The organism is Pseudoalteromonas sp. APC 3358 (assembly GCF_030408075.1).
GTDB lineage: Bacteria > Pseudomonadota > Gammaproteobacteria > Enterobacterales > Alteromonadaceae > Pseudoalteromonas > Pseudoalteromonas arctica.
Window position 1 is genome coordinate 128,983 of record NZ_JASDCE010000005.1, and the last position, 25,207, is coordinate 154,189.

Genomic DNA, 25,207 nt, shown 5'->3' on the forward strand with positions numbered 1-25,207 from the left:
CACTAAAAAAGCGCAGATAAACTGCGCTTTTGTAGTTAAATTAACTGGTTATACCAATGAATAGGTATTACAGGCTATTGCTCGCGTGCAATAGCACGGTAAGCTATATCAGTACGATATTCCATACCATCCCAGCTAATTTGTTTAACAAGCTCATAGGCGCGCTGCTGCGCTTCTGTAACAGTGTTACCAAGTGCTGTTGCGCATAATACGCGACCGCCTGCGGTTACAACGTCATTGCCACTTTGCTTAGTACCCGCATGAAACACTTTTTCACCCGCAGGGTAATCAACTTTTAGCCCCGAAATTGCATCACCTTTAGGGTAATCACCAGGGTAACCTTTAGCTGCAAGTACAACACCAACGGCTGCGCGTGGGTCAAACTTAATCGTTGTTTTATCAAGTTCTACACGGTTAGCAGCTTCAATCAATTCAACTAGGTCTGATTGTAAACGTAGCATCATTGGTTGAGTTTCAGGGTCGCCAAAGCGACAGTTGTACTCAATTACTTTAGGGGTACCTGTTTCGTCAATCATCAAACCTGCGTATAAAAAGCCGGTGTACGGATGGCCTTCGCTTGCCATGCCTTCTACCGTAGGGTAGATCACTTCGTTCATAATACGCTGGTGGATTTCATCCGTAACAACTGGCGCAGGTGAGTATGCACCCATGCCACCCGTGTTAGGACCGGCATCGCCATTGTAAGCGCGTTTATGGTCTTGACTGGTAGCAAATGGTAATACGTTTTTGCCATCAACCATTACAATGAAAGACGCTTCTTCACCCTCTAAAAATTCTTCAATAACAACACGGCTTCCCGCATCGCCAAAAGCATTACCCGCAAGCATATCGCGAATAGCATCTTCGGCATCGGCTTCCGTCATTGCTACAATTACGCCTTTACCTGCAGCTAAACCATCTGCTTTTACAACAATTGGCGCGCCTTTTTCTTTTAAATAAGCTAGGGCTGGGTCAATTTGTTCAAACGTTTGATAATCGCCTGATGGGATATTGTGGCGCGCTAAAAAATCTTTAGTAAACGATTTAGAGCCTTCAAGCTGGGCTGCGCCTGCCGTTGGGCCAAAAATAGCCATGTTATGTTCACGAAACTTATCAACAACACCCAGTACTAACGGTATTTCTGGACCTACAATAGTAAGCTCTACCTTGTTTTGCTGTGCAAAACTAAGTAAACCATCTAAGTCGTCAACGTTTATTGCTACGTTTTCAAGTTTTGGTTCAAGTGCAGTACCTGCATTACCAGGGGCTACAAATACAGTATTTACTTTGGTGTTTTGAGCGGCTTTAAACGCAAGTGCGTGTTCGCGGCCGCCGCTGCCAATGACTAAAACATTCATGGCGAAAATTCCTATTTAAAGCGGTTTCTTAAATTTCAGCGTCATGCGGTCGCTTTCACCAATGGCTTTATATTTGTCAGCATCTTGTTCGCCGAGTCTTAAGCTTGGTGGTAGCGTCCATACACCTTTAGGGTGATCGGCTGTATCTTTTGGATTTGCATTTATTTCACTGCTTGCTACTAATTCAAACCCAGCTTGTTTAGCAAGGTCTACTACGTAGCTCTGCTTCATATAACCTGATGTTTTTTGATCTTCGTCAGCACGCTCTTCAGCTAAACGGTGTTCAACTAAACCTAATGTACCACCTGGTTTAAGGGCTTTATAAAAAGCTTGGAATGCACTTAATGCACCGCTTTTATCTTTGCCCATATACCAGTTATGCACATTACGGAAAGTTAAAACCATATCGGCACTGCCAGCTGGCGCAATATCTAAATGTGTTACAGGTGCAAACTCAGTAATTTTAACGCTACTAAAGCGCTCATCTTCAGCTACTTTTTGTTTAAAGCCCGCAAGAGAGCGTTGGTAGTAGCCAACTGATGAATCAGCAGGAAAGTGCGCGGCATAATAAGTACCTTGCTCTTTTAGTGCTGGCGCTAAAATTTCACTATACCAACCACCGCCTGGCGCAATTTCAACAACTGTCATAGTTGGTTTAAAGCCAAAAAATGCAAGTGTTTGAGCCGGGTGACGATATTCGTCACGAACGCTGTTTTTAGCGCTACGTTCGCTTGATTGAAGTGCATGCTCAAGGCTCGATTCGTGGTTATGGCTAAGCGCCATAGTCGATGTCATCGTTAGTGTGGCTACAAGTAGCGATTTTAGCGCAAATTTCATTGTTTGTTCCTTCACATTATAATTTTAAATAGGTTATTGAATAATCAGAATACGTGAATTTATAGCAAACAAAAAGGGTTAAACCAACGTTTAACCCTTTGTGTGATTAGTGGCGGAAATGGCGCATACCAGTAAGTACCATTGCCATGCCAGCTTCATCAGCAGCTGCAATCACTTCTTCATCACGCATTGAGCCACCTGGCTGAATTACCGCAGTAATACCAGCGGCTGCTGCTGCGTCAATTCCATCACGGAATGGGAAGAATGCATCAGACGCCATAACTGAACCTTTAACTTCAAGGTTTTCGTCGGCAGCTTTTATGCCTGCAATTTTAGCTGAGTATACGCGGCTCATTTGGCCTGCGCCTACACCAATGGTCATACCGTCACGGGCATAAACAATTGCGTTTGATTTAACAAACTTAGCTACTTTCCAACAAAATAGTAAATCTTTAAGTTCTTGCTCTGTAGGTTGGCGCTTAGAAACAACTTTTAAGTCGCCTTGCGTTACCATGCCTAAATCGCGGTCTTGAACTAAAATACCGCCGTTAACGCGTTTAATATCTTGGCCAGCTGCTTTACCTGTCCACTGTCCACATTCTAATAAACGAACGTTCTTTTTAGCTTCAACAATTTTTGCAGCGTCGCTCGAAATACTAGGTGCGATAATTACTTCAACAAACTGACGATCAACAATTGCTTGTGCAGTTGCGGCATCTAGCTCTCGGTTAAAGGCAATAATGCCACCAAATGCTGATGTAGGGTCTGTTTTAAAAGCGCGCTCGTATGCTTGTAGAATATTGTCCCCAATTGAAACACCACACGGGTTAGCATGTTTTACAATTACGCACGCAGGTACGTCAAATTCTTTAACACATTCAAGTGCTGCATCGGTATCTGCAATGTTGTTAAACGAAAGGGCCTTACCTTGCAATTGAGTTGCTGTTGCAACTGATGCTTCAGCAATGTCACTTTCAACATAAAAAGCAGCATCTTGATGTGAGTTTTCACCGTAACGCATATCTTGCTTTTTAGTGAACTGCATATTGATAGTACGTGGGAATTTAGTCTCTACAGCAGCTTCCTCGGTGTAATCAGGAACCATTTTACCGAAGTAGTTAGCAATCATGCCATCGTATGCGGCAGTGTGCTCGTAAGCTGCAATCGCTAAGTCAAAACGTGTTTTATATGTAGTAGAGCCATTATTGTTTTGCATTTCACTAATAACACGGTCGTAGTCACTCGCGTTTACCACGATTGTTACGTCTTTGTGGTTTTTAGCGGCTGCACGAACCATTGTAGGGCCGCCAATATCAATATTTTCAATAGCATCTTCAAGGCTGCAGTTTTCTTGAGCGACTGTATTCGCAAAGGGGTATAAGTTAACTACAACTATGTCGATAGCAGAAATGTTGTTATCTGCCATTACGCTTTCATCTTGTCCGCGACGGGCTAATATGCCGCCGTGAATTTTTGGGTGAAGAGTTTTTACGCGACCATCCATGATTTCAGGGTGGCCTGTGTGATCTGATACTTCAGTCACTTTTATGCCGTTATCAGCAAGTAGTTTACATGTGCCGCCAGTTGATAATATATCAACGCCTTGCGCTTCTAGTGCGCGGGCAAATTCAACAATACCGGTTTTATCAGACACACTTAATAGTGCGCGACGAATGGGACGATGAGTATCCATTGTAGTTTGATTTCCTCAGTTAATGAGCTAGCTTAGAAGCGGGCATTTTAACTGATTACAACTCAAAAAACGACTTATAAAGCGCCGATGAGGGTGAGCATTTTGCAACTCGGCTATTAAACTACGGGCATAAAAAAAGCACCCTAGGGTGCTTTTTTAATAATTAGCTGTGATAAATCACAGCCAGCATATTAGTTCATGCCGTATTTTTTAAGCTTTTTACGTAAAGTACCACGGTTGATACCTAGTAAAATTGCTGCACGAGTTTGGTTACCACGTGTATATGTCATTACTTCTTCAAGTAATGGCGCTTCTAGCTCTGAAAGAACAAGGTCGTAAACGTCTTGCACATCTTGACCGTTAAGCTGCTTTAAATAGTGGTGAACAGCTTTTTTTACTGCATCACGCAATGGCTGCGGTTTCTCGTGTGACTGAACATGAGGGTTAGTGATAAATGGAGAAGTCACGTTTTGTTCGAACATTATTAAGTCTCTTTCTTTCTTAGTTAGCTGCTAGTGTTTTAAAGTATTGCTCTAATGCGACGACCTGTGCTTGTGGGTTGTCGAGCGCATTAAATACTCGCCTAAACTGACCATCACTGTCATGGGTTTGCAAATACCAAGATACATGTTTGCGAGCAATTCGCGCTCCCATTGGCTCACCGTAAAACAGATGGAGGTTTGTTAAATGCTCCATTAAAATACTGCGCACCTCTGCAATAGCAGGCGGCTGTAAGTGTTCCCCAGTTCGCAAATAGTGGTCTATCTCCCTAAATATCCAAGGGCGACCTTGGGCGGCTCGGCCAATCATAATGGCATCTGCACCCGTATAGTCTAAAACCTGTTTTGCTTTTTCTGGTGATGTAATATCACCATTGGCAACAACAGGAATCGACACTGAACGTTTTATATCCCTAATCGTGGCGTACTCAGCATCACCTTTGTACATACATGCGCGCGTACGCCCATGTACAGCAAGTGATGCAATGCCATAACGTTCAGCTATTCTCGCAATCTCTACACCATTACGGTTATCCGGATCCCATCCTGTACGGATTTTAAGTGTCACAGGTATATCAACAGCATTAACGACTGCATCAATAATCTCTTCCACAAGTTCAGGAAACTGTAATAAGGCAGAGCCTGCGAGTTTCTTGTTCACTTTTTTTGCTGGGCACCCCATATTGATATCTATGATCTGTGCACCGTTAGCAACATTGAATTGTGCGGCCTGCGCCATAAGCTCAGGATCTGCTCCTGCAATTTGCACAGCGCGTATACCCGACTCACCGCTGTGATCCATACGGTTCATCGACTTTTCCGTTTTCCAAACCTTAGGATTAGACGATAGCATTTCAGAAACAGCTAGCCCTGCGCCTAAACGACGGCAAAGTTGTCTAAATGGTCTGTCTGTAATGCCAGCCATTGGCGCGACAATTACATTATTCTCAAGTTGGTATTTACCGATACGCACTATATTCAATAGGCCTCTTTTCAAGGGGCGCTAAGTTTACGGTTTTTTTCACAAAAATCAAAGGCTATAAATTGAACAAAAGTAACTTTTTTTTGCCCTTTTCGTATTGACATTTGATAACCACATGACAAGTAGGTTGATTTGTTTGAAATTTATACAAGTTTTATTTTTTACACAATAATCAGAAAACTTTTAATATGTAAAAAAATAGTAAAGCCTGTTAAATACAGGCTTTACATGCAGGTTTTGAGTTAATGCTCTAAATTTGGTTATGCAGTTTATTACGCTTTTTTAGTGCCACTTACTCGAGTCCAATCACCTTCAACGGCAATGTCATCTAGTTCAATAAACGGTGCATAAATATCAGCAACTGATTGTGCTTGTTCTTCTAAAATACCCGACATTGCAATCTTGCCGCCAGGCTTTAATAAACCTAAAATTACACTGTGCAATTCGCGAAGTGGCTGGGCTAATATATTTGCCACTACTATGTCGGCGGTAAACTCAGGTTGGTTTTCTGGAAGGTATACTTCAAGTTTGTCTGCAACGCCATTACGGTTAGCATTATCTAAACTTGCCTCAAGCGCTTGAGGATCAATATCAATCCCAATCATGCGCTCTGCGCCTAGTTTTATAGCTGCAATACCTAAAATGCCTGAGCCACAACCAAAATCAACAACCGTTTTACCTGTTAGATCTTGGCTTTCTAACCACTTAAGACATAAGGCCGTTGTTGCATGTGTGCCCGTACCAAAAGCAAGGCCAGGGTCAAGCAGTACATTTACTGCATCAGGATCTGGAATGTCGCGCCAGCTTGGACAAATCCATAGCCTTTCACCAAATTGAATAGGGTGGAAGTTATCCATCCATTCACGTTCCCAGTCTTTATCCTCAAGCTGCTCTATTTTGTATACTAAATTGTCCTTTAGTTCATCATGGCGTTTCAATAACGCAACGACTTCATTCATATCGTGATTAGCTTCAAACAAGCCAATTACTGTTGTATCAGCCCAAAATACAACGGTGCCAATTTTGGGTTCGTAAATAGGGGTGTCTTTTGCGTCAATAAAGGTTACTGAAGCACTACCCGCTTCCATTAATAGGTCACTTACTGCATCTGCTGTTGCAGCATTGGCGTTAATACGAATTTGGATCCAAGCCATGATTATTTCCTTCAAATAGAAAAAAGGCCGCTATAGCGGCCTTTTTAGTTTATATAGTAGCGCTAAATTATTTAGCGTCTAAAAAGCTTTTCAGTAAATCTGAGCGAGAAGGGTGGCGTAATTTACGCAGCGCTTTCGCTTCTATTTGACGAATACGTTCACGTGTTACGTCAAACTGTTTACCTACTTCTTCTAAGGTGTGGTCGGTATTCATATCAATACCAAAACGCATACGTAGTACTTTAGCTTCACGGGCTGTTAGGCCTGCAAGTACATCGTTAGTTGCGCCACGAAGAGACTCCATTGTTGCCGAATCAATTGGCGAATCAATAGTTGTATCTTCGATAAAGTCACCTAAGTGAGAATCTTCATCATCACCGATTGGTGTTTCCATTGAAATTGGCTCTTTAGCAATCTTAAGTACCTTACGGATTTTATCCTCAGGCATCATCATGCGTTCTGCTAATTCTTCTGGATTTGGCTCACGACCCATTTCTTGTAACATTTGACGAGAAATACGGTTAAGTTTATTAATCGTTTCAATCATATGCACTGGAATACGGATTGTTCTTGCTTGGTCAGCAATAGAGCGGGTGATTGCTTGACGTATCCACCACGTAGCATAAGTAGAGAACTTATAACCACGGCGATATTCAAACTTATCAACTGCTTTCATCAGACCAATGTTACCTTCTTGAATTAAATCCAAGAATTGTAAGCCACGGTTTGTATATTTTTTAGCAATTGAGATTACAAGACGTAAGTTAGCTTCAACCATTTCTTTTTTCGCACGGCGTGCTTTCGCTTCACCAATGCTCATTCGACGGTTAATGTCTTTAATACGCTCAATGCTTAAACCTGTTGTTTGTTCAATAACAGATAGTTTATTAATGCTACGAATGATTTCTGGCTTAACTTCTTCAAGTTTAGCTGAGTATTTTTCGTTACCTGAAATTTCTAAATCAACCCATGAAGCGTCAGTTTCGTTATTAGCAAAATGCTTAACGAATGTTTTCTTCGGTAATTTAGCAATTTGTACAGCTTGTTTCATGATTAGACGTTCTTGAACGCGAACGCGATCCATCATTTCACGCATGTTATTTACCATGCGGTCAAACTGTTTAGGTATTAATTTAAAGGTTCTGAAAAGCTCACCAATTTCAAAAATGGCTGCTTGTGATTCAGGATGCGAACGACCTTTAGCTTCAAACGTATCACGTGCTTTATTGTATAAATCACGTAAATTTTCAAAATGAATGCGCGCTTCTTCAGGATCTGGCCCTGTGTCTACTTCTTCTTCATCTTCGTCATCGCTATCAGCATCATCTTTGTCATCTTTATCGTCATCAAGTTGCTTAGCACTTAATTCTGAACCGATATTAGTTGCTGAAATTGGCGCTGTATCTTCATTAGGATCGATAAATCCAACGATGATATCGCTTAAACGCATTTCTTCAGCTTCAAACTTATCCCACTGCTCTAGCAGGTAAGTGATTGCTTCAGGGTACTCTGCAACAGAAATCTGTACTTGGTTAATGCCTTCTTCGATACGTTTAGCGATTACAATTTCGCCTTCACGTGTAAGAAGTTCAACAGTACCCATTTCACGCATGTACATACGAACCGGATCCGTTGTACGGCCGATTTCTTTTTCTACAGTCGCAAGGGCTGCAGCGGCAGCTTCAGCTGCGTCTTCGTCTGTCGTTGTTTCTTGCATCATTAATTCATCAGCATCAGGCGCGTTTTCGCTAACCTTGATACCCATATCATTAATCATGCTTATGATATCTTCTACTTGATCTGAGTCTATAATGTCTTGTGGAAGGTGATCATTTACTTCTGCAAAAGTTAAGTAGCCTTGCTCTTTACCTTTTTGAATCAGAAGTTTTAATTGTGACTGAGGAGTTGGATCCATAGAGATTGTTTCTTCCACTCTGATAAGTTGATACAACAGGCGCCATCATGTAGTTTGCATTAAAGCCAACTAGAATAATGTGACGCAGTGAATAGCACAGTATAACAGTTTAAATCAATTTTGACTAGCTGTTAGTGGCTTTTAACGCTGTCATTAACAAATGACACTCAAGTCTTTCGTCGCTACTAAGGCCTTGAGTCTTGTCCTTTATTAATAGGGTCTCGAGTCGATAATTTAAACACTGATCTTCAATAAACTTGAAAGTATTTTTAAAAACCGTCTCTAAACGCTCTTCATTTATGTCGTGTTGCCACGTTGCAAGCTTGATTAAGGGCTCGTAATCTTCAGTTCCTCTAAAAAATTCGAGTAGTTGCGCTGTGGTAATGCTTTCTTTTTCTAAAGCTTGCTCTTGTAAGCGTAATAATAGCCCTATACCAGCAATATTCATTTGTGCGAGTTCAGGTAAATATGGCACATTTTTAGCTAAGTTAGGATGTTGAATTAAAATACCAATCGCTTGACGCATTGGTGTTATTTTAAACTTACGTTCAATCGAATGCTGTTGCTTTGGGGTTTTTAAACGGTTATTTAATTGCTCACGTGTTCTTCCGATTAAACGCCCTAATTGTTCAAGAATGTTTTCTTGATAAAATTCACTTGGGATTTTTTCAATGAGTGGAAGTGCTGCACTGAGTAATTTAGCTTTTCCTGAGTCGAGTGTTAAATCAACTTCTTGGCTTAATTTATTAAACAATACTTTGGTAAAGTCATCTGCTTGGCTTAGGCGCAATTCGAATTGCTCCTTACCTTCTTTTTGTACAAGAGAGTCAGGGTCTTCGCCATCGGGTAAAAAAGTAAATTGCAGTGCTTTACCATCATTTAAATAAGGAAGTGCGTTTTCAAGCGCCCTCCAAGCTGCATCACGGCCAGCTCTGTCGCCATCGTAACAACAGATTACTTTATCTGTTGTTCTAAACAGCGTATGCATGTGCTCGCTTGTTGTTGCGGTACCTAGTGATGCAACGGCATATTCAATCCCTTGCTCGGCTAAGGCAACAACATCCATGTAACCTTCCACAACCATTACATGCTCAAGTTTTTTATGGGCTTGCTTTGCTTCATAAAGTCCGTAAAGCTCAAAGCCTTTATGAAAAATTCGGGTCTCTGGCGAGTTTAAATATTTTGGCCCTTGGTCGGCTTGCATTACACGCCCACCAAATGCAATAACGCGTCCGCGTTTATCGCGAATAGGGAACATTAATCGGTCGCGGAAAAAATCAAATTGTCTGCCCGGTGTTTTTTCTGAAGCTAGCTTTAATTCAACTAATTGCTCTTTTTGTTCTTTATTACGGCCAAGCTGAAGACATAATCCATCCCATTCGCTGGGGGCGTAGCCAATCATAAACTTTTTAACTGTCTCACCACTTAAACCACGGCCTTTTACATATTCAATAACGGCGGCAGAATTACTGTGGTGTTTTAATTGGTGCTGATAAAAGCGCGCAGTATGAAGCATTAAATCGTAATCAGAGCGCTTTTGCGCAGCAGTACGTTCTGGTGCTGAGTTTGTGCCTTGTTCTCGAGGTACTTCTAAGTTAAGCATGCTTGCTATTTCTTCAATAGCATCTACAAACTCAAGCTTTTCATACTCCATTACAAACGAAATAGCATTACCATTAGCGCCACAACCAAAGCAATGATAAAACTGTTTGTCTTGCGATACGGTAAATGAGGGCGATTTTTCGTTATGGAATGGGCAACAAGCTTGATAATCCTTACCTGCTTTTTTTAGACCTACTTTTGAGTCTATCAGGTCGACAATATCGGTTCTGGCAAGTAAATCGTCTATAAAGTTACGTGGGATCTTTCCAGCCATTAGTAAAATACAGTCCTGAAATAATAAGAAGAATAACGAATATGAAATTTACTTTTTTATACTTGCTTGATGCAAAGTATAGCGTGCTTTAACTTACCAAAATGATAACAAAATAAATAGGGAAGCTATAAAAAATTTCATTTTAAAGTAACCTAGTAGGTGTACTTTTTATTAAAGTTAAAAACAAAGAAACCGAGCGCAAGGCTCGGTTCACTTCAATCATACTTTAATGTATGTGGGAGTATTAGGCAGTTAATCGTTGCTTAATTAAACCAGAGATTTTGCCCATATCGGCACGACCTTCGGCTTTGCTTTTGATTATACCCATTACTTTACCCATGTCTTGCATACCTGCTGCGTTAGTATCAGCAATAGCCGCATCAATGAGAGCAATGATTTCTTCTTCACTCAATTTTTGAGGTAAGAAAGTTTCAAGTGCCACTATTTCATTGGCTTCAATATCAGCTAAATCATCACGCCCAGCATCTTTGTACTGAGTGTAAGAGTCACGACGTTGTTTAACAAGCTTCACTATAACGGAGGTAATACCTGCGTCGTCTAGTTCTATGCGCTCGTCAATTTCACGTTGCTTGATTGCAGCAAGTACCATACGAATAGGGTTAAGACGTTGTTTGTCTTTAGCTCTCATCGCATCTTTTTGCGCATCTTTTAGCGTTATTAAAAGGCTCATTTATACAAGACCTAATATATTAGTATAATTTAACGCGACGTGCGTTATCACGAGAAAGTTTTTTCATGTGACGTTTTACTGCAGCAGCTTTTTTACGCTTACGCTCAGCTGTTGGTTTTTCATAGTGCTCGCGACGACGAACTTCTGAAAGGATTCCTGCTTTTTCACATGAACGCTTGAAGCGACGAAGTGCTACGTCAAACGGTTCGTTCTCTCTTACTTTAATTACTGGCATTAAAAATTCACCTACCTAAATTATGAGCGTTGCTCAAGTTGATCAAACATTGATCAAGTGGTTCAAAAATGGTGCGGTATTGTAATCCGAAGCAACACCACATGTAAAGGACAATATTAACAGAAACGCATCATGTAAAACAGTATTAATTTGCTTGGCGCTGGTAGAGTTTGCAAAACACTTGGCCTGCCTTTTTTTCTTTAATTAACAACCAGTTGCTCGGGTTCTTGAAGGTGGTTAACTCTGTTTCTACTTCAACATAAATTAATGCATCATCGCTTAACCATTGGTTTTTTTCTAATAAATCGCAGGTTGTTTGCGCTAAATCTTTACGAAATGGTGGGTCAACAAATACAAGATTAAACGCTTCGTTTGTGTTTTTTTGCTCTAAAAAGGAGAGTGAATTAGTATGTTTAACGTATGCGTTGTCGAGTTTTAAAGTGCTAATGTTTTGTTCTAATTGCTTGGCAGCTGACGAGTCGAGCTCGATAAATGTGGCGTTTTTAGCAAATCGAGATAGCGCTTCAAATCCTAACCCACCAGAACCTGCAAAACAATCAAGTACATTTGTGTCACGCGTATCTTGCATTAGCCAATTAAATACAGTTTCTTTAATTCGATCGGTAGTAGGTCTTAAGCCTTCTACATTTTTAACAGGGAGTTTTCGGCCTCGAAATTGGCCACTAATCACTCTAATAAAGCCATCACTGGGCTTGTTAGTAGCTTTATTTTGCGTTGTTTTTTTTCTCATTTAGCTCACTAAAAAATGGTATATGGTATCTAGCTCAGATAATATTATGGGTGATTACGTGTAGCTTCATTTTTCAACCGTATTAAAAGTGTTACTATTGAACACTTACGTTTTGAATGGTTGTATTTATTAGCAACTATTGCTGGGCATTGCCAAGCTATTTCAAATTTTAGTTTATCAGATTTTTATAAGTGGTTATTAGCAAGTATGACAAAAAAAAGTAAATTCATGTCGTGGCTCGGTTTTGGCAAGTCAGATAAAAAAGAAGCAGAGCAAAAAGCAGCCGCTGATAAACAACAAGCATTAGCGCAAGAAGAAGCGCAGAAGCTAGAGCAAGAAAAGCTTGCACAGCAAGCTGAAGTTGAACGTTTACGAGCCGAGGCGGAAACAGAGCGTTTAGAGCTAGAGCGTATTGCTGCTGAACAAATTGAAGCCAAACGTTTAGAGCAAGAAAAGCTAGCACAGGAGCAAGCTGAAGCTGAACGTTCAAAAGCAGAAGCCGAAACAGAGCGCTTAGAGCAGGAGCGTATTGCTGCTGAACAAATTGAAGCTAAACGTTTAGAGCAAGAAAAGCTAGCACAGGAGCAAGCTGAAGCTGAACGTTTAAAAGCAGAGGCCGAAACAGAGCGCTTAGAGCAGGAGCGTATTGCTTCTGAACAAATTGAAGCAAAACGTTTAGAGCAAGAGCGTGCTGAAAACGCAGAAAAGATTGCCATTGAGCAGGCCAATGCTGAATTGCTTGCAAAACAACAAGCTGATGCAGAAGCGCAAAGACAAGAACATGCACAACGTTTAGCCGATCAAGAAACGCAGATGCTGTTAGAGCAAGAGCGATTGGCTGCAGAAAAAATAGAGGCTGAGCGACTAGAGCAAATACGCCTTGAAAAAAAGGATGAAGCTGTAAAGGCTGAAAAGCTTGCAATAGAGCAAGCGAATGCTGAGTTATTAGCAAAAGAACAAGCAGATGCTGAAGCACAAAGACAAGATCAAGCAAAACGTTTAGCAGAACAAGAAGCGCAAATGCGTTTAGAGCAAGAACGTATTGCTGCTGACAAAGCAGAAAGCGAACGTTTAGAACAAGAACGTATTGCGGCTGAAAAAGCAGAAAATGAACGTTTAGAGCAAGAGCGCATTGCTTTAGAAAAAGCAGAAAACGAGCGTTTAGAGCAAGAGCGCATTGCGGCTGAAAAAGCAGAAAACGAGCGTTTAGGACAAGAGCGCATTGCTTTAGAAAAAGCAGAAAATGAACGTTTAGAGCAAGAACGCATTGCTTTAGAAAAAGCAGAAAATGAGCGTTTAGAGCAAGAGCGCATTGCGGCTGAAAAAGCAGAAAAAGAACGCTTAGAGCAAGAACGCATTGCTGCTGAAAAAGCAGGAAATGAGCTTTTAGAACAAGAACGTATCACAGCAGAACTTGCAATTGAAGAAGCTAAAAAAGCAGAAAAGCCGAAAAAAGAAGGGTTTTTCTCTCGCCTCAAAAAGGGCTTGTTAAAAACTCGCGTTAATATAGGTTCTGGCTTTGCATCTATTTTTAGTGGTAAAAAAATAGATGATGAATTATTTGAAGATCTTGAAACACAGCTGCTCACCGCCGATTTAGGCGTTGATACCACCATGAAGTTGATTGATAGCTTAACTGATGCTGCAAACCGTAAGCAGTTAAAAGATGGTGATGCGCTTTATGAGTTAATGAAACAAGAAATGGCGGCGATGCTAAAAACGGCTGAACAGCCTTTAGTAATTACCAAAGATAAAAAGCCATTTGTTATTTTAATGGTGGGCGTAAATGGCGTTGGTAAAACAACGACTATTGGTAAGATGGCTAAGCAATTTCAAAGCGAAGGTAAGTCGGTTATGCTGGCTGCTGGCGATACGTTTAGAGCGGCTGCTGTTGAGCAACTTCAGGTTTGGGGTGAACGTAACAGCATTCCTGTTATTGCACAGCATACGGGTGCAGATAGTGCATCGGTTGTTTTTGATGCATTCCAAGCTGCAAAAGCACGTAATATAGATGTGTTAATTGCAGATACAGCGGGTCGCTTGCAAAATAAAGATAACTTAATGCAGGAGCTTGAAAAAATAGCTCGTGTTATGAAAAAAATTGATCCTGATGCGCCGCACGAAGTGATGCTAACCATTGATGCTGGCACAGGTCAAAATGCAATTAGCCAAGTGAACTTATTTAATCAATGCGTTGGCTTAACTGGTATTACGCTTTCAAAACTTGATGGGACTGCAAAGGGTGGTGTTATTTTTGCGGTTGCAGATAAGTTTAATATTCCAATTCGTTACATTGGTGTTGGTGAAGGTATTGATGATTTACGCGCTTTTAAAAGCGATGACTTTATTGATGCGTTATTTAGCCAAGATGAGGACGACGTTTAATTTACCAAAAGAGGGAGCTTGCTCCCTCTTTAATTGCGAGGAATACCAATTTTATTAGTAAACTAATTGAATTGGCATAATAAAAAGATGATAAATTTTCAGCAAGTAAGTAAGACTTATCCTGGAGGGCACCGCGCCCTCGAAAAAGTTAATTTTCATGTTAAACCGGGTGAACTTGCCTTTTTAACCGGCCACAGTGGTGCGGGTAAAAGTACATTGCTTAAGTTAATTAGCTTAATGGAACGTCCATCGGCAGGCACTGTATTTATCAACGGTGTTGATTTAAATAAAGTAAACTCGCGTCAAATTCCTTATGCTCGCCGTGATATAGGTATTATTTTTCAAAACCACCGTTTACTAGAGCGCTATACTATTTTTGATAACGTGGCACTGCCTCTTATTATTGAGGGTACTCACCATAAGCAAATAGCTAAACGTGTTCATGGTGCGCTTGATAAAGTAGGCCTGATAGACAAAATAAAATGTCATCCGTCTATGCTCTCTGGAGGCGAGCAGCAACGTGTTGGTATTGCCAGAGCAATTGTAAACTCTCCGCCAATTCTGTTAGCCGATGAGCCTACAGGTAACCTAGACCCTGAGCTTTCAATGGAAATCCTAAAGCTGTTTGAGGACTTTAATAAACACGGCACCACTGTTCTTATAGCGACGCATGACTTAGGTTTGGTTGCACGTATGAAGTACCGCAGTCTAACCTTAAAAGATGGCCGCATGCTTCAAGATCCGCTCGCTGAGGGAGCACTATGAGTTTACTTTTTAAAAGTCGTCAAAATAGTAACGACAAGCAAAAAAAATCAGTATTAGCTGGCGGTTACTTTTTCATTATTAATATTTTTCGCCAAGGTGTTCATAGCTTAGGTGAAATGTGGCGTACGCCGCTTGCATCTATGATGACTATTGCTGTACTTGGTTTGAGCCTAACGTTACCTGCAACACTTTATCTCGTTGTTAAAAACGTACAGCAAGTAAGTAGTGGTTTTGAAGAAGCGAGTGAAATATCGTTGTTTGTAAAAGAAAGTATGAACGAGCAAGAAACGCAAACATTAGTAAAGCGTTTAGCACTTTATCCAGAAGTGGAAAGCGTTGAATTTATTTCAAAGCAAAAAGCACTAACAGAATTTAAAGACGTATCTGGCTTTGGGCAAGCTTTAGAGTATTTAGATAAAAACCCATTACCTGATGTGGTACTTGTTACTCCTACAAAACGTCATAGACACCCAAATGCCGCTAAAGTACTGCTAACTAAATTAGAAAGTGAACGTGAAGTTGATTTTGGTAAGCTCGATATAGCGTGGCTAGAGCGTTTAAATGCATTACTAGATTTACTGAAAGAAAGTGTAATAACCATCGCATTATTACTGCTTACCTCGGTGACGCTTATTATTGGTAACACCATCCGTTTGTCGATCATGGATAAAAAAGAAGAAATACAAGTAATGAAGCTAGTCGGCGCAACTAACACCTTTATACATGCCCCATTTTTGTGGACCGGTATTTGGTATGGTGTAATAGGTGGTTTATTTGCCTTTATATGCGTAGGACTAATGATGTGGTGGCTTTCAAGCGCTGTGAGCAGTGTAGCGGGGGTGTATCAAACAAGCTTTTCGTTAATTGGATTATCGCTTAATGAGCTCGGCTTTTTAGTGTTACTTGCAACAAGCTTAGGATTTGTAGGCTCGTACCTTTCTGTAAATCGATATATTAAAGAAATAGAACCCGATAAAGTATAAAAAATCCTGCAAACTATAAGTGAACCAACCCAGCTTGATATGCGTATCTTACCGAACTGGGTTGTACCTCCTGTTATTAAAACTGTCATATTTATGTACTATCCTCCCATGAAGTAATGAGTTGTAAATAAGGTGATGCAGCGAGGTTAACCTGCTGCAGCCCCTCAATTCATCACTTATTCAGTCGCTTGTAGTAGACTAAACACATACTAAAAACTGCTTGATTTATACTTTAAAAAAGTTTTAAATTGGGGTTAGCACTCTTAAAGAAAGAGTGCTAAGATAGTTTCAAATGTTTATCACCGAGGTGAAAAATGAGTAAAGATTTATACGCAATGGCACTTACAGTCGGACAACAAAGCGCAAGCATGGACGGTTACCTTCAAGCGGTAAGCACTATTCCTATGCTTAAAGTTGAACAAGAGCAAGAACTTGCTAAAAAACTTCAGGAAGAAGGCGATCTTAGTGCTGCCAAGCAACTCATTATGTCGCATTTACGCTTTGTAGCGCATATTGCTAAAGGCTACTCGGGATACGGCTTACCACAAGCTGACCTTATTCAAGAAGGTAATATAGGCCTGATGAAAGCGGTTAAGCGTTTCGACCCTACTGTGGGTGTGCGTTTAGTATCGTTTGCAGTGCATTGGATTAAAGCCGAAATTCACGAGTTTGTGCTTAAAAATTGGCGCATAGTTAAAGTTGCAACCACTAAAGCGCAACGTAAATTGTTTTTTAATCTTCGTAAAAACAAAAAGCGTTTAGGTTGGTTTAATCAAGCTGAGGTTAGTACCGTTGCTAGCGAGCTAGGTGTGAGTGAAAAAGAAGTACGTGAAATGGAATCGCGCATGAGCGGCCAAGACATGGGCTTTGACCTAACGGGCGATGATAACGACGACGCACCAACAAGCACGTACTCTCCAGTGCAATATTTAACAGATGGCGCAGCTGATTTAGCTGACGACGTTGAACAAGAACAGTGGAAAGAGCAAGCGCATACTCGTTTATTTAGCGCACTTAAAACACTAGACGAACGTTCACAAGATATTGTTAGCGCACGTTGGTTGTCTGATGATAAGGCGACTCTTCAAGAGCTTGCACAAAAGTACAGTGTATCTGCTGAACGCGTTCGCCAGCTTGAAAAAACAGCGATGAAAAAGTTACAAAGCGCTATGAGCTAAACACACCTCTAGCAGTAAAATTTAAAAAGCCCTGCATGAAAATGCGGGGCTTTTTGCTTTCGCGTAAGTTGGTTTGAGCGAAGCGAAACCCAACGATAAAATATCCTATCAAGTAATACCGATACTCTGCATTATTGAATGGTTAGTTTATCATTCGGATATAGCATTATTTAAAGCTTATATCACCGAGCACTAATCTCTTTTCTCTTAGCTTGCGCTAACTGAATGTATTTACGCTCAACCAGCTGCGAAACCGGCACGAGCTCAAAACCTTGTTTAGTTAGCTCGGGTAAGGCATGACGTAAAAATTCGATTGTTTCTGGGTAGGGATGAGCAATTGCAATAGCGGAATTATGAGTGATGGCTAGTTGTTTTAATTCTTCAAGCCTTAGCTGCAGTTGTTCTGGTGTAGTTATATTGTCTAAGAACACTTGGCGACTAATATTGGCAACACCTAAAAAGTTAGCAGCATTTTGTGCTTGGCTTAAATCGGTTGTGCGGCTATCTAAAAAATATAAATGGCGCTTTTTAAGCACTTCCATTGTCCACTTCATAGCTTGGCTTTGCTGCGTAAGCGCTGAGCCCATGTGGTTATTAACGCCTTTAACTTGCGGTAAACTAGCGAGAGCGGTTCCTAGAGTTTGCTGAAGCTGCTCTTTATTCATATTTAAAGTAAGCGCGCCAGGTCCGAGTTCTTTACCGTTAAGTGCCTGCATAGGTACATGAAGTAATAACTCTTTATTTGATTGACTAGCAAGCGTTGCAAAAATTTGCGAATAAGGAGTATGGGGCAAAATTGAATACGACAATTGCCCTGGTAAGGAAAGGAACTCTAAGTCCCGTTGATGATAGCCTATATCGTCTATCACTATTGCTATTTGTTTAGCGCTAATTGTTGCTGAGCTAAAACAAATAGCTAATATTAGCCATTTTATTATTTTCACGTTTATAGTTTTTATTATCTTTTTAGCTTTATTTATACAGCTTATACAAGCTATTGCATGCTGAGTAATTGTTTTGCTTTAACTAATTGTAAATCTGCTAAGTTACCAGTAAGTAATTGCGCTTTACTGTTAGTGTGTTCATTTTTTATTATAACGGCTTTATTACTTTGTGAAAGGTTTGTTTGATTAACCGCCACATCTGGGGTTATTCCTATTCCATCAATCGATTTACCTAGCGGCGTAAAGTATTTAGCTGTGGTGAGCTTTAATGCAGTGTTGCCATCACCTAGAGGAATGAGCGATTGTACAGAACCCTTCCCAAAAGATTGACTGCCAACAACGGTTGCTCGTTTATTGTCTTTAAGTGCTGCTGCAAGTATTTCGGCTGCAGAGGCTGAATTTTCATTTATAAGCACAACAATGGGGGCATTTTTTAGAATGTCTCCACGCTTTGCATAAAATGCTTGGTTGGCATCGTAAAAACGTCCTTTAGTAGTCACTATAGTGCCACTTTGTAAAAATAGGTCTGATACCGCTACTGCGCTTTGTAATGTACCCCCTGGGTTATCACGTAAATCAATTACTAAGCCTTTAAGTGGGTAACCAAAGTGGCTTTGCAGGGCAGCAACTTGCAGAGCAACCTCATGCAATGTGTGGTTAGAAAAATTATTGATAGCTATATAACCAGTACCAAAATCTAGAAGTTCGCTTGTTACGCTTTCGAGGTTTATTTGGCGGCGTGCTACATGAAACGTGAGTGGGTTTTTATTGTTATCACGACTTATAATTAGTTCTATATTTGAAAATTTACTGTTTCTTATTAGTGTTGCTACTTCATCGATTGTAAGGTTTTGGGCTGCTTGGTTGTTTACACTTACAATAATATCACCTTGCAAAATACCCGCTGCTTTTGCGGGGGAGTTATTAACCACATTAACAATAGTCATATTCTCGTCGATATTTTTAACCTCAATACCAATACCTGTATAGCGCCCGTTTGTGTTATCAAATAATGAGGTTAGTTCGTGCTCATTTAAGTACTTAGAGTAAGAGTCGAGCTTTGAATATAAGCGCTCAAACTGTTGGCTATTATATTTAATGTGGTGGCTATTTTGTAAGGTGAGATCTTCAACGTAGTAGGCATGGATGTTAAAGAGTATTTCGTCTATTTGTTGTCTTTTAAGATCTTTAATCGAGCTTGCTAGTACGTTACTAGAAAAAGCGATTAAGGTTAGTAATACAAGTAAATACAGACTTATATAAAAGCCTGTATTTTTTTGAACAATGGTAATTACTGCAGTTTTTTTAGTTGTCATCAGCTGCTCCAGAGCGGTGCAGCGATTTATTTAATTAAATGCGTTTGCACCATTTTACAGGATTTACTGCGCGTCCTTTGTGGCGTATTTCAAAGTATAGACCAGAACTAGCTTGTCCGCCGCTTTGGCCAACTAAAGCAAGGGTTTCGCCTTCGCGTACCATGTCGCCTACATCTCTTAGCAGTGTTTGGGCATGACCATATAGGCTCATAAAACCTTCACCATGGTCTACAACAATTACCCAACCATAGCCCTTTAGCCAATCGGCAAATACAACTTGGCCGTTATGTACGCTATTAATATTAGTGCCTTCTTTTGCACCAATTAATACGCCTTTCCAATCAATACCACCATGTTTACGTTGGCCGAATGTGTGCTCTAACTTGCCTTTGCTCGGCCAGTCTAATTTGCCTTTGTTTTTATTTAGGCCCAGTAATTCAATTTTCTGTGTTTTTTCTTTTTCGAGCTCTTCAATTGTTGCTACTAAAGTTTGTTGGTTTTCTTTTAAATAGTTTATTGAACTTTTGGTGCTGTTGAGCTGAGCTTGTAAATTTTTAAGATTAGCTTGGCGTTCACTTTGTGCATTAAGCAATGCAGTTTGACGTCTTTTTTGCTCATCAAATAAAAGCGCTAGTTTTTCTTGTGTTTTAACAAGCTCTTCTTGGTTTTGTACTATTTGCTTTTGAAGGTCTTTTAGATCTTCAATTTGTTCAATACGGGCTTTATTTAAGTAGTTGTAATAACTAAGTGTGCGCTCAAATTTTGCAGTGTCTTCTTGATTTAACAGCATTTTAGAGTAGTCGTCGCCACCGGCCATATAGGCGCTTTTAAGCTGCGCGGCTAAAATTTTCTGAAATTGAGTGTGCTTTTTATCGAGCTCATCGGCTTTATTTTGTAGCTCTTTTTGCTGTGTTTTAGTTTCTTTTACTGATTGTTCTGCCATGTTAAGTGCTTTAGCATTTTTAGCTATATCGAGTTCATGGCTTTTTAGGTTTTTTTGTAGTGACGCTATTTTTTTTCTTTGGGCGTTATACTCAGCTTGGCTTTGCTCAAGTGCATTTTGAACTTCTGATAAGTCTTTTTTAGTACGATCTTCATTAGCAACTGCAGATGCAGTCACTAATGAAGTTAGTATTAAACCGCACTTAATTAACCGGTTAATACGTCTATTCATGTGTTATTTCAACATCATGATAGGCGTACCAGTCATTTCGTTTGGTTGCTCCATGCCCATTAAGTGAAGCATTGTAGGGGCTACATCACTTAATGCTTTACCTTGCATAGGCTCTGCATCGCGACCAACATAAATAAAATGTACCGGTTCACTAGTGTGAGCTGTATGCGCTTGGCCTGTTTTAAGATCAGCCATCTGCTCAGCATTACCATGATCGGCTGTTATTAGTGCTTCACCACCAAACTCTTCAAGTGCATCAACAACACGTCCGATACAACTATCTACAGCTTCACAAGCTTTAACAGCAGCTTCAAATACACCAGAGTGACCAACCATATCGCCGTTAGGGTAGTTACAAATAATAGCATCGTATTTACCGCTTTTAATTGCTGCTACTAGTTTGTCGGTTAGCATTTCTGAGTTCATTTCAGGTTGTAAGTCGTAGGTTGCAACTTGCGGCGAAGGAATTAGCTCGCGTGTTTCGCCTTTAAATTCACTTTCGCGCCCGCCACTAAAGAAAAACGTAACGTGTGCGTACTTTTCGGTTTCTGAAATGCGAAGCTGTGTTTTGTTATTTTTTTCAAACCACTCACCAAGTACGTTTACTAACGGTGTTGAACCAAAGGCAATAGGTGCATTTATATCAGCTGCGTACTCTGTCATCATTACAAATGCACTAAGCTCTGGCGTTCTTTTTCTTGCGAATCCATTAAAATCAGGCTCAACAAAAGCGCGAGTAATTTCGCGGGCTCTATCTGCTCTAAAGTTGGCAAAAATTAGAGTGTCGCCATCGTTTATTGAAGCAGGAGCAGCGCCTGTTGGTGTAATGGTTGTAGCGGCCACAAATTCGTCGTTTTCGTCGCGCTCGTACGCTGCATTAAGTGCCTCTACGCCGTTATCAAAATTAAAGTCACCTTCAGCTAATGCAATTACGTTGTACGCTTTTTCTACGCGGTTCCAACGGTTGTCTCTGTCCATTGCGTAGTAACGGCCAATAAGTGACGCCAAACGACCGCATTTAAGTTCGCTAAATAACGCTTCAATACGTTCGATTGACGCTTTAGCACTACGTGGAGGTGTATCGCGGCCATCTAAAAAGCCATGAAAGTAAACTTCTTTAGCGCCACGTTTTGCAGCAAGTTTTATGCTCGCAACTATATGGTCTTCATGGCTATGCACACCACCTGGGCTTAAAAGACCCATTATGTGAACTGCTTTTCCTGCACTTACCGCTTTATCTATGTTTTCAACTAAGGCTGGGGTTGAATCAAATTCGCCATCGTTAATTGCTTTAGTGATACGGGTAAAATCTTGATAAACAATGCGACCAGCGCCTAAGTTCACATGGCCAACTTCTGAGTTACCCATTTGACCATCAGGAAGACCAACATCTAAACCCGAAGCTGATATTAATGTGTGTGGCCGTGTGGCCCATAAATTGTCTAATACCGGTGTGTTAGCTGCAAGAATAGCATTACTTTGCGTATCTTCGCGGTATCCCCAACCGTCTAAAATCATTAATACCAGTGGTTTTTTATGCTCTGTCATAATAGCTCCTGAAAATTAGTATCTGTTGATGGATACTGTGCACCTAAAAGGTTTATTAGCGTGGTTTTAGCATACCGTGTTTTTAAGCTAGGATCAGCATTGAAAACAAGATATTAAATTTTTTCACTTATACCTCATTGACTAACCTGAACTCTGCTTGAGATAGATTTATTATCAAGAGTTCTTGTTAACTATATATGGGGGGCTTTATCGTTTTTTAAACGTCTCTAAGTGCTCCTAAACTCGCATTTTAGGTTGGTTTGGGTATACTTGCGTGGCTAAAGTACAAAATCCTTAAAATATTAGGGCGTGTTGCACTTTGGTGGTTGAATTTACAGCAGTATGTTTGGTTTTTAGGCAAGGCAGAGCCTATGAAGTGTGGTTACTCCCCATAAATAGGCGATAACGTAGCATAAAAACCAAACATACGCTGCCCGTTGGGTTCTTTCTAGGGACTATTATCTCTTTGTTGCTCGGTTTTTACTTAGCCCACTAGGTTACAAATCTCGCGCCGCGATTTAATCGCCCCTAGATTGAACAAATTTCAATCCACAAAGGCCAACACGCCCTAGGTTTAAAACATAATTTCATAGTGGAAGTAGAATGGATCAATATATTGAATTTATTACAAATCATCCCATTTTAAGCCTTGCTTGGGTTGGTATTGTTTTCCTTATTGTTAGTGGCTGGATAAAGAGTAAGCTTTCAGCTGTTCGTCAAATAAATCCTCAGCAGCTTACGTTACTTATTAACCGTGATGACGGTCAAGTAATCGATATACGTGCGCAAAAAGAGTTTAATGCAGGGCGTATTTCTGGTGCTGAGCACTTAAGCCCAGAGAATGCGAAAAAATCTGACTTTTCAAGCCTTGAAAAGTACAAGACTAAACCCATTATAGTTGTATGTACTACAGGTATGACTGCCCAAGGTACTGCAGCCGCTATGAGTAAAGCTGGTTTTGAACGAGTTTACTTATTAGCAGGTGGCATGGGTGCGTGGCAATCTGCCAGCTTACCAACTACAACAGGTCGCTAATCAGTTTAGCTAGGCCGATAGAGGATTTATTATGAGTAATGTTGTTTTATACACCAAGGCGTATTGTCCATTTTGTCAGCGTGCTCTTTCGCTTTTAAACAGCAAAGGCGTTGAATACACAAATTATGATATTGGTGTACAGCCTGAGCTACGCGATGAAATGATTGCCAAAGCAGGTGGTGCAAGCACAGTACCGCAAATTTTTATTAATGATGAACATATCGGTGGCTGCGACGACATGATGGCTATTGAAGCGCAAGGTAAACTTGACGCTAAGCTAAACGCTTAATTTAATTATAATAACGAACAAGTTAGGAATAACAATGAACGAAGAAAATCAAAACGTAGCAGCTGCACAAGACGGCGCACAATTTACTATTCAACGTATTTACACTAAAGATGTATCGTTTGAAACGCCAAACTCTCCGGCCATTTTTCAAAAAGAATGGACGCCAGAAGTTAAGCTAGACCTAGATACACGCTCTAACAAACTAGACGAAGGTGTATTTGAAGTTGTTTTAGCGCTAACTGTAACCGCTTCTCTTGGTGAAGAAACTGCGTTCTTATGTGAAATTCAACAAGCAGGTATTTTTACTATTGCTGAAGTTGAAGAAGTGCAACTTGCGCACATGCTAGGTGCATTTTGTCCTAACGTGTTGTTCCCATATGCACGTGAAGCTGTTTCAAACCTTGTTAACCGTGGTACTTTCCCACAGCTTAACCTTGCGCCAGTTAATTTTGATGCGTTATTTGCACAATACATGCAACAACGTACTGCGCAAGCTGACCAGGCTTCAGCAGACGCATAACTTATGAGTACAGCAACTACAGCTGTTACTGTATTAGGGGCGGGGTCTTACGGCACCGCCCTTGCTATTTGTTTAGCCCGAAATGGCCACCACGTGACACTTTGGGGAAGAAATAGCGACGACGTTGCCACGCTTGCAGCTGAGCGGAAAAATCAACGTTACTTACCTGATGCTCCTTTTCCAGATACTCTTACTCTTGAAGCTAACTTACAACATGCCGTTGCTAGCAGCGCTATTGTACTTGTTGTTGTGCCAAGCCATGCTTTTGGCGACACACTTGCGCAGATCAAACCTGCATTGCAAGACGGTGCTAAAGTAGCGTGGGCAACTAAAGGGCTTGAGCCTAATACTGGACGTTTGTTACAAGAAGTGGCTTTGCAAGAATTGGGTGATGATATTCCACTTGCGGTACTGTCGGGCCCTACGTTTGCAAAAGAAATGGCGATGGGGTCACCTACAGCTATTTCAGTGTCTTCTACGTCACCTGAATTTGCTCAGCAGCTCGCTGATTTACTTCATTGTGGTCGCTCATTCCGTGTGTATAACAATGATGATTTTATTGGTATACAACTCGGTGGTGCGGTTAAGAATGTAATTGCCATTGGTGCCGGTATTTCGGACGGTGTTGGTTTTGGCGCTAATGCGCGTACCGCACTTATCACCCGAGGCCTTGCAGAGCTTACTCGTTTAGGTTGCGCTCTTGGTGCTAAGCCAGAAACCTTTATGGGAATGGCAGGCCTTGGCGATTTAATACTAACGTGTACAGATAACCAATCACGTAATCGTCGATTTGGTTTAGCGTTAGGTAAAGGCGAAAGCGTTGATGCTGCTATTGAATCAATTGGTCAAGTAGTTGAAGGCTTTAGAAATACCAAAGAAGTGTATTTATTAGCGCAGCGTAGCGGTGTAGAAATGCCGATTACCGAGCAAATTTATAAAGTGCTTTATGAAAATAAAGATATGAAAGAAGCTGCAATGGCGCTATTAGGCCGAGAGCAACGTTCTGAATAATTTTATAAGCGTTTATAAAACTAAAAAACCGACGTTATGTCGGTTTTTTGTTGTTTAGCTCAAAGCT

23 protein-coding genes are annotated in these 25,207 nt (G+C 40.6%); 8 read left to right on the plus strand and 15 right to left on the minus strand.

Annotation, left to right across the window (positions count from 1 at the left end):
- Window positions 1-74: 74 nt before the first annotated feature.
- The 11 genes from purD to rsmD all read right to left on the minus strand — a co-directional run bounded on the left by purD (window position 75) and on the right by rsmD (window position 11,992).
- Window positions 75-1,358 carry a phosphoribosylamine--glycine ligase gene (gene purD, locus QL995_RS09735; protein WP_197111581.1) on the minus strand — a complete coding sequence of 428 codons (1,284 nt, stop codon included), beginning with the start codon at window positions 1,356-1,358 and terminating at the stop codon, window positions 75-77.
- A 15-nt stretch (window positions 1,359-1,373) separates the two neighbouring features.
- Window positions 1,374-2,195 carry a class I SAM-dependent methyltransferase gene (locus QL995_RS09740; protein WP_007586523.1) on the minus strand — a complete coding sequence of 274 codons (822 nt, stop codon included), beginning with the start codon at window positions 2,193-2,195 and terminating at the stop codon, window positions 1,374-1,376.
- A gap of 106 nt (window positions 2,196-2,301) precedes the next feature.
- Window positions 2,302-3,888 (minus strand): bifunctional phosphoribosylaminoimidazolecarboxamide formyltransferase/IMP cyclohydrolase, encoded by a 1,587-nt coding sequence (purH, locus tag QL995_RS09745; protein ID WP_007586526.1) that lies wholly within the window; start codon window positions 3,886-3,888, stop codon window positions 2,302-2,304.
- Window positions 3,889-4,079: 191 nt separating this feature from the next.
- On the minus strand, window positions 4,080-4,370 hold the full coding sequence (gene fis, locus QL995_RS09750) for a DNA-binding transcriptional regulator Fis (RefSeq protein WP_002957804.1): 291 nt from the start codon (window positions 4,368-4,370) through the stop codon (window positions 4,080-4,082).
- A gap of 19 nt (window positions 4,371-4,389) precedes the next feature.
- Window positions 4,390-5,361 (minus strand): tRNA dihydrouridine synthase DusB, encoded by a 972-nt coding sequence (dusB, locus tag QL995_RS09755; RefSeq protein ID WP_010553368.1) that lies wholly within the window; start codon window positions 5,359-5,361, stop codon window positions 4,390-4,392.
- Window positions 5,362-5,642: 281 nt separating this feature from the next.
- Entirely contained in the window at window positions 5,643-6,524 is an 882-nt protein-coding gene (gene prmA / locus QL995_RS09760; protein ID WP_010553367.1) for a 50S ribosomal protein L11 methyltransferase, read from the minus strand.
- A 67-nt stretch (window positions 6,525-6,591) separates the two neighbouring features.
- The gene (rpoD, locus tag QL995_RS09765; protein ID WP_007586533.1) at window positions 6,592-8,439 is read right to left on the minus strand and encodes an RNA polymerase sigma factor RpoD; all 1,848 of its coding nucleotides are present in this window, start codon (window positions 8,437-8,439) and stop codon (window positions 6,592-6,594) included.
- A 124-nt stretch (window positions 8,440-8,563) separates the two neighbouring features.
- A complete protein-coding gene (gene dnaG / locus QL995_RS09770; protein ID WP_007586534.1) occupies window positions 8,564-10,315 on the minus strand; it encodes a DNA primase in 1,752 nt (583 codons plus the stop codon).
- 244 nt (window positions 10,316-10,559) lie between these two features.
- Window positions 10,560-11,006 carry a GatB/YqeY domain-containing protein gene (locus QL995_RS09775; protein ID WP_007586535.1) on the minus strand — a complete coding sequence of 149 codons (447 nt, stop codon included), beginning with the start codon at window positions 11,004-11,006 and terminating at the stop codon, window positions 10,560-10,562.
- A gap of 19 nt (window positions 11,007-11,025) precedes the next feature.
- Window positions 11,026-11,241, minus strand: coding sequence for a 30S ribosomal protein S21 (gene rpsU / locus QL995_RS09780; protein WP_002957797.1), 216 nt, complete (start codon window positions 11,239-11,241; stop codon window positions 11,026-11,028).
- A gap of 145 nt (window positions 11,242-11,386) precedes the next feature.
- Entirely contained in the window at window positions 11,387-11,992 is a 606-nt protein-coding gene (gene rsmD / locus QL995_RS09785) for a 16S rRNA (guanine(966)-N(2))-methyltransferase RsmD (RefSeq protein ID WP_007586536.1), read from the minus strand.
- 207 nt (window positions 11,993-12,199) lie between these two features.
- Here rsmD and ftsY point away from each other — a divergent pair, with 207 nt between their 5' ends.
- From ftsY to rpoH, 4 genes are all read left to right on the plus strand, one after another.
- On the plus strand, window positions 12,200-14,377 hold the full coding sequence (gene ftsY / locus QL995_RS09790) for a signal recognition particle-docking protein FtsY (protein WP_290294070.1): 2,178 nt from the start codon (window positions 12,200-12,202) through the stop codon (window positions 14,375-14,377).
- 87 nt (window positions 14,378-14,464) lie between these two features.
- Entirely contained in the window at window positions 14,465-15,142 is a 678-nt protein-coding gene (gene ftsE, locus QL995_RS09795) for a cell division ATP-binding protein FtsE (RefSeq protein WP_290294071.1), read from the plus strand.
- Window positions 15,139-16,125, plus strand: coding sequence for a permease-like cell division protein FtsX (gene ftsX, locus QL995_RS09800; RefSeq protein ID WP_007582840.1), 987 nt, complete (start codon window positions 15,139-15,141; stop codon window positions 16,123-16,125). The genes ftsE and ftsX overlap by 4 nt, the downstream gene beginning before the upstream one ends.
- Before the next feature lie 314 nt (window positions 16,126-16,439).
- Window positions 16,440-17,303 carry an RNA polymerase sigma factor RpoH gene (gene rpoH / locus QL995_RS09805; protein ID WP_007582838.1) on the plus strand — a complete coding sequence of 288 codons (864 nt, stop codon included), beginning with the start codon at window positions 16,440-16,442 and terminating at the stop codon, window positions 17,301-17,303.
- Between the two features lie 182 nt (window positions 17,304-17,485).
- Here rpoH and QL995_RS09810 read toward each other — a convergent pair whose 3' ends face one another.
- From QL995_RS09810 to gpmM, 4 genes are read right to left on the minus strand one after another with little or no spacing between them, the layout of a single operon-like run.
- Window positions 17,486-18,247, minus strand: coding sequence for a divergent polysaccharide deacetylase family protein (locus tag QL995_RS09810; protein ID WP_290294072.1), 762 nt, complete (start codon window positions 18,245-18,247; stop codon window positions 17,486-17,488).
- Window positions 18,248-18,297: 50 nt separating this feature from the next.
- A complete protein-coding gene (locus QL995_RS09815) occupies window positions 18,298-19,563 on the minus strand; it encodes a S41 family peptidase (protein WP_290294073.1) in 1,266 nt (421 codons plus the stop codon).
- 34 nt (window positions 19,564-19,597) lie between these two features.
- A complete protein-coding gene (locus QL995_RS09820; protein WP_165722453.1) occupies window positions 19,598-20,737 on the minus strand; it encodes a peptidoglycan DD-metalloendopeptidase family protein in 1,140 nt (379 codons plus the stop codon).
- Between the two features lie 3 nt (window positions 20,738-20,740).
- A complete protein-coding gene (gpmM, locus tag QL995_RS09825) occupies window positions 20,741-22,285 on the minus strand; it encodes a 2,3-bisphosphoglycerate-independent phosphoglycerate mutase (protein WP_290294074.1) in 1,545 nt (514 codons plus the stop codon).
- Between the two features lie 603 nt (window positions 22,286-22,888).
- On the opposite strand from gpmM, the gene QL995_RS09830 reads away from it, so the two are divergent.
- From QL995_RS09830 to gpsA, 4 genes are read left to right on the plus strand one after another with little or no spacing between them, the layout of a single operon-like run.
- On the plus strand, window positions 22,889-23,320 hold the full coding sequence (locus QL995_RS09830; RefSeq protein WP_002957784.1) for a rhodanese-like domain-containing protein: 432 nt from the start codon (window positions 22,889-22,891) through the stop codon (window positions 23,318-23,320).
- Window positions 23,321-23,351: 31 nt separating this feature from the next.
- Window positions 23,352-23,609 (plus strand): glutaredoxin 3, encoded by a 258-nt coding sequence (grxC, locus tag QL995_RS09835; RefSeq protein WP_002957783.1) that lies wholly within the window; start codon window positions 23,352-23,354, stop codon window positions 23,607-23,609.
- Between the two features lie 34 nt (window positions 23,610-23,643).
- Window positions 23,644-24,129: a protein-export chaperone SecB gene (secB, locus tag QL995_RS09840; protein WP_007582825.1), complete on the plus strand. Its 486-nt coding sequence runs from the start codon at window positions 23,644-23,646 to the stop codon at window positions 24,127-24,129.
- A 3-nt stretch (window positions 24,130-24,132) separates the two neighbouring features.
- Entirely contained in the window at window positions 24,133-25,140 is a 1,008-nt protein-coding gene (gpsA, locus tag QL995_RS09845; protein WP_007582822.1) for an NAD(P)H-dependent glycerol-3-phosphate dehydrogenase, read from the plus strand.
- Window positions 25,141-25,207 lie beyond the last annotated feature (67 nt).

Excerpts from the sequence above, each read along its gene's own strand:
- purD (WP_197111581.1), bottom strand. The coding sequence starts at position 1,358 with ATGAATGTTTTAGTCATTGGCAGCGGCGGCCGCGAACACGCACTTGCG.
- QL995_RS09740 (WP_007586523.1), bottom strand. The coding sequence starts at position 2,195 with ATGAAATTTGCGCTAAAATCGCTACTTGTAGCCACACTAACGATGACA.
- purH (WP_007586526.1), bottom strand. The coding sequence starts at position 3,888 with ATGGATACTCATCGTCCCATTCGTCGCGCACTATTAAGTGTGTCTGAT.
- fis (WP_002957804.1), bottom strand. The coding sequence starts at position 4,370 with ATGTTCGAACAAAACGTGACTTCTCCATTTATCACTAACCCTCATGTT.
- prmA (WP_010553367.1), bottom strand. The coding sequence starts at position 6,524 with ATGGCTTGGATCCAAATTCGTATTAACGCCAATGCTGCAACAGCAGAT.
- rpoD (WP_007586533.1), bottom strand. The coding sequence starts at position 8,439 with ATGGATCCAACTCCTCAGTCACAATTAAAACTTCTGATTCAAAAAGGT.
- dnaG (WP_007586534.1), bottom strand. The coding sequence starts at position 10,315 with ATGGCTGGAAAGATCCCACGTAACTTTATAGACGATTTACTTGCCAGA.
- QL995_RS09775 (WP_007586535.1), bottom strand. The coding sequence starts at position 11,006 with ATGAGCCTTTTAATAACGCTAAAAGATGCGCAAAAAGATGCGATGAGA.
- rpsU (WP_002957797.1), bottom strand. The coding sequence starts at position 11,241 with ATGCCAGTAATTAAAGTAAGAGAGAACGAACCGTTTGACGTAGCACTT.
- rsmD (WP_007586536.1), bottom strand. The coding sequence starts at position 11,992 with ATGAGAAAAAAAACAACGCAAAATAAAGCTACTAACAAGCCCAGTGAT.
- ftsY (WP_290294070.1), top strand. The coding sequence starts at position 12,200 with ATGACAAAAAAAAGTAAATTCATGTCGTGGCTCGGTTTTGGCAAGTCA.
- ftsE (WP_290294071.1), top strand. The coding sequence starts at position 14,465 with ATGATAAATTTTCAGCAAGTAAGTAAGACTTATCCTGGAGGGCACCGC.
- ftsX (WP_007582840.1), top strand. The coding sequence starts at position 15,139 with ATGAGTTTACTTTTTAAAAGTCGTCAAAATAGTAACGACAAGCAAAAA.
- rpoH (WP_007582838.1), top strand. The coding sequence starts at position 16,440 with ATGAGTAAAGATTTATACGCAATGGCACTTACAGTCGGACAACAAAGC.
- QL995_RS09815 (WP_290294073.1), bottom strand. The coding sequence starts at position 19,563 with ATGACAACTAAAAAAACTGCAGTAATTACCATTGTTCAAAAAAATACA.
- QL995_RS09820 (WP_165722453.1), bottom strand. The coding sequence starts at position 20,737 with ATGAATAGACGTATTAACCGGTTAATTAAGTGCGGTTTAATACTAACT.
- gpmM (WP_290294074.1), bottom strand. The coding sequence starts at position 22,285 with ATGACAGAGCATAAAAAACCACTGGTATTAATGATTTTAGACGGTTGG.
- QL995_RS09830 (WP_002957784.1), top strand. The coding sequence starts at position 22,889 with ATGGATCAATATATTGAATTTATTACAAATCATCCCATTTTAAGCCTT.
- grxC (WP_002957783.1), top strand. The coding sequence starts at position 23,352 with ATGAGTAATGTTGTTTTATACACCAAGGCGTATTGTCCATTTTGTCAG.
- secB (WP_007582825.1), top strand. The coding sequence starts at position 23,644 with ATGAACGAAGAAAATCAAAACGTAGCAGCTGCACAAGACGGCGCACAA.
- gpsA (WP_007582822.1), top strand. The coding sequence starts at position 24,133 with ATGAGTACAGCAACTACAGCTGTTACTGTATTAGGGGCGGGGTCTTAC.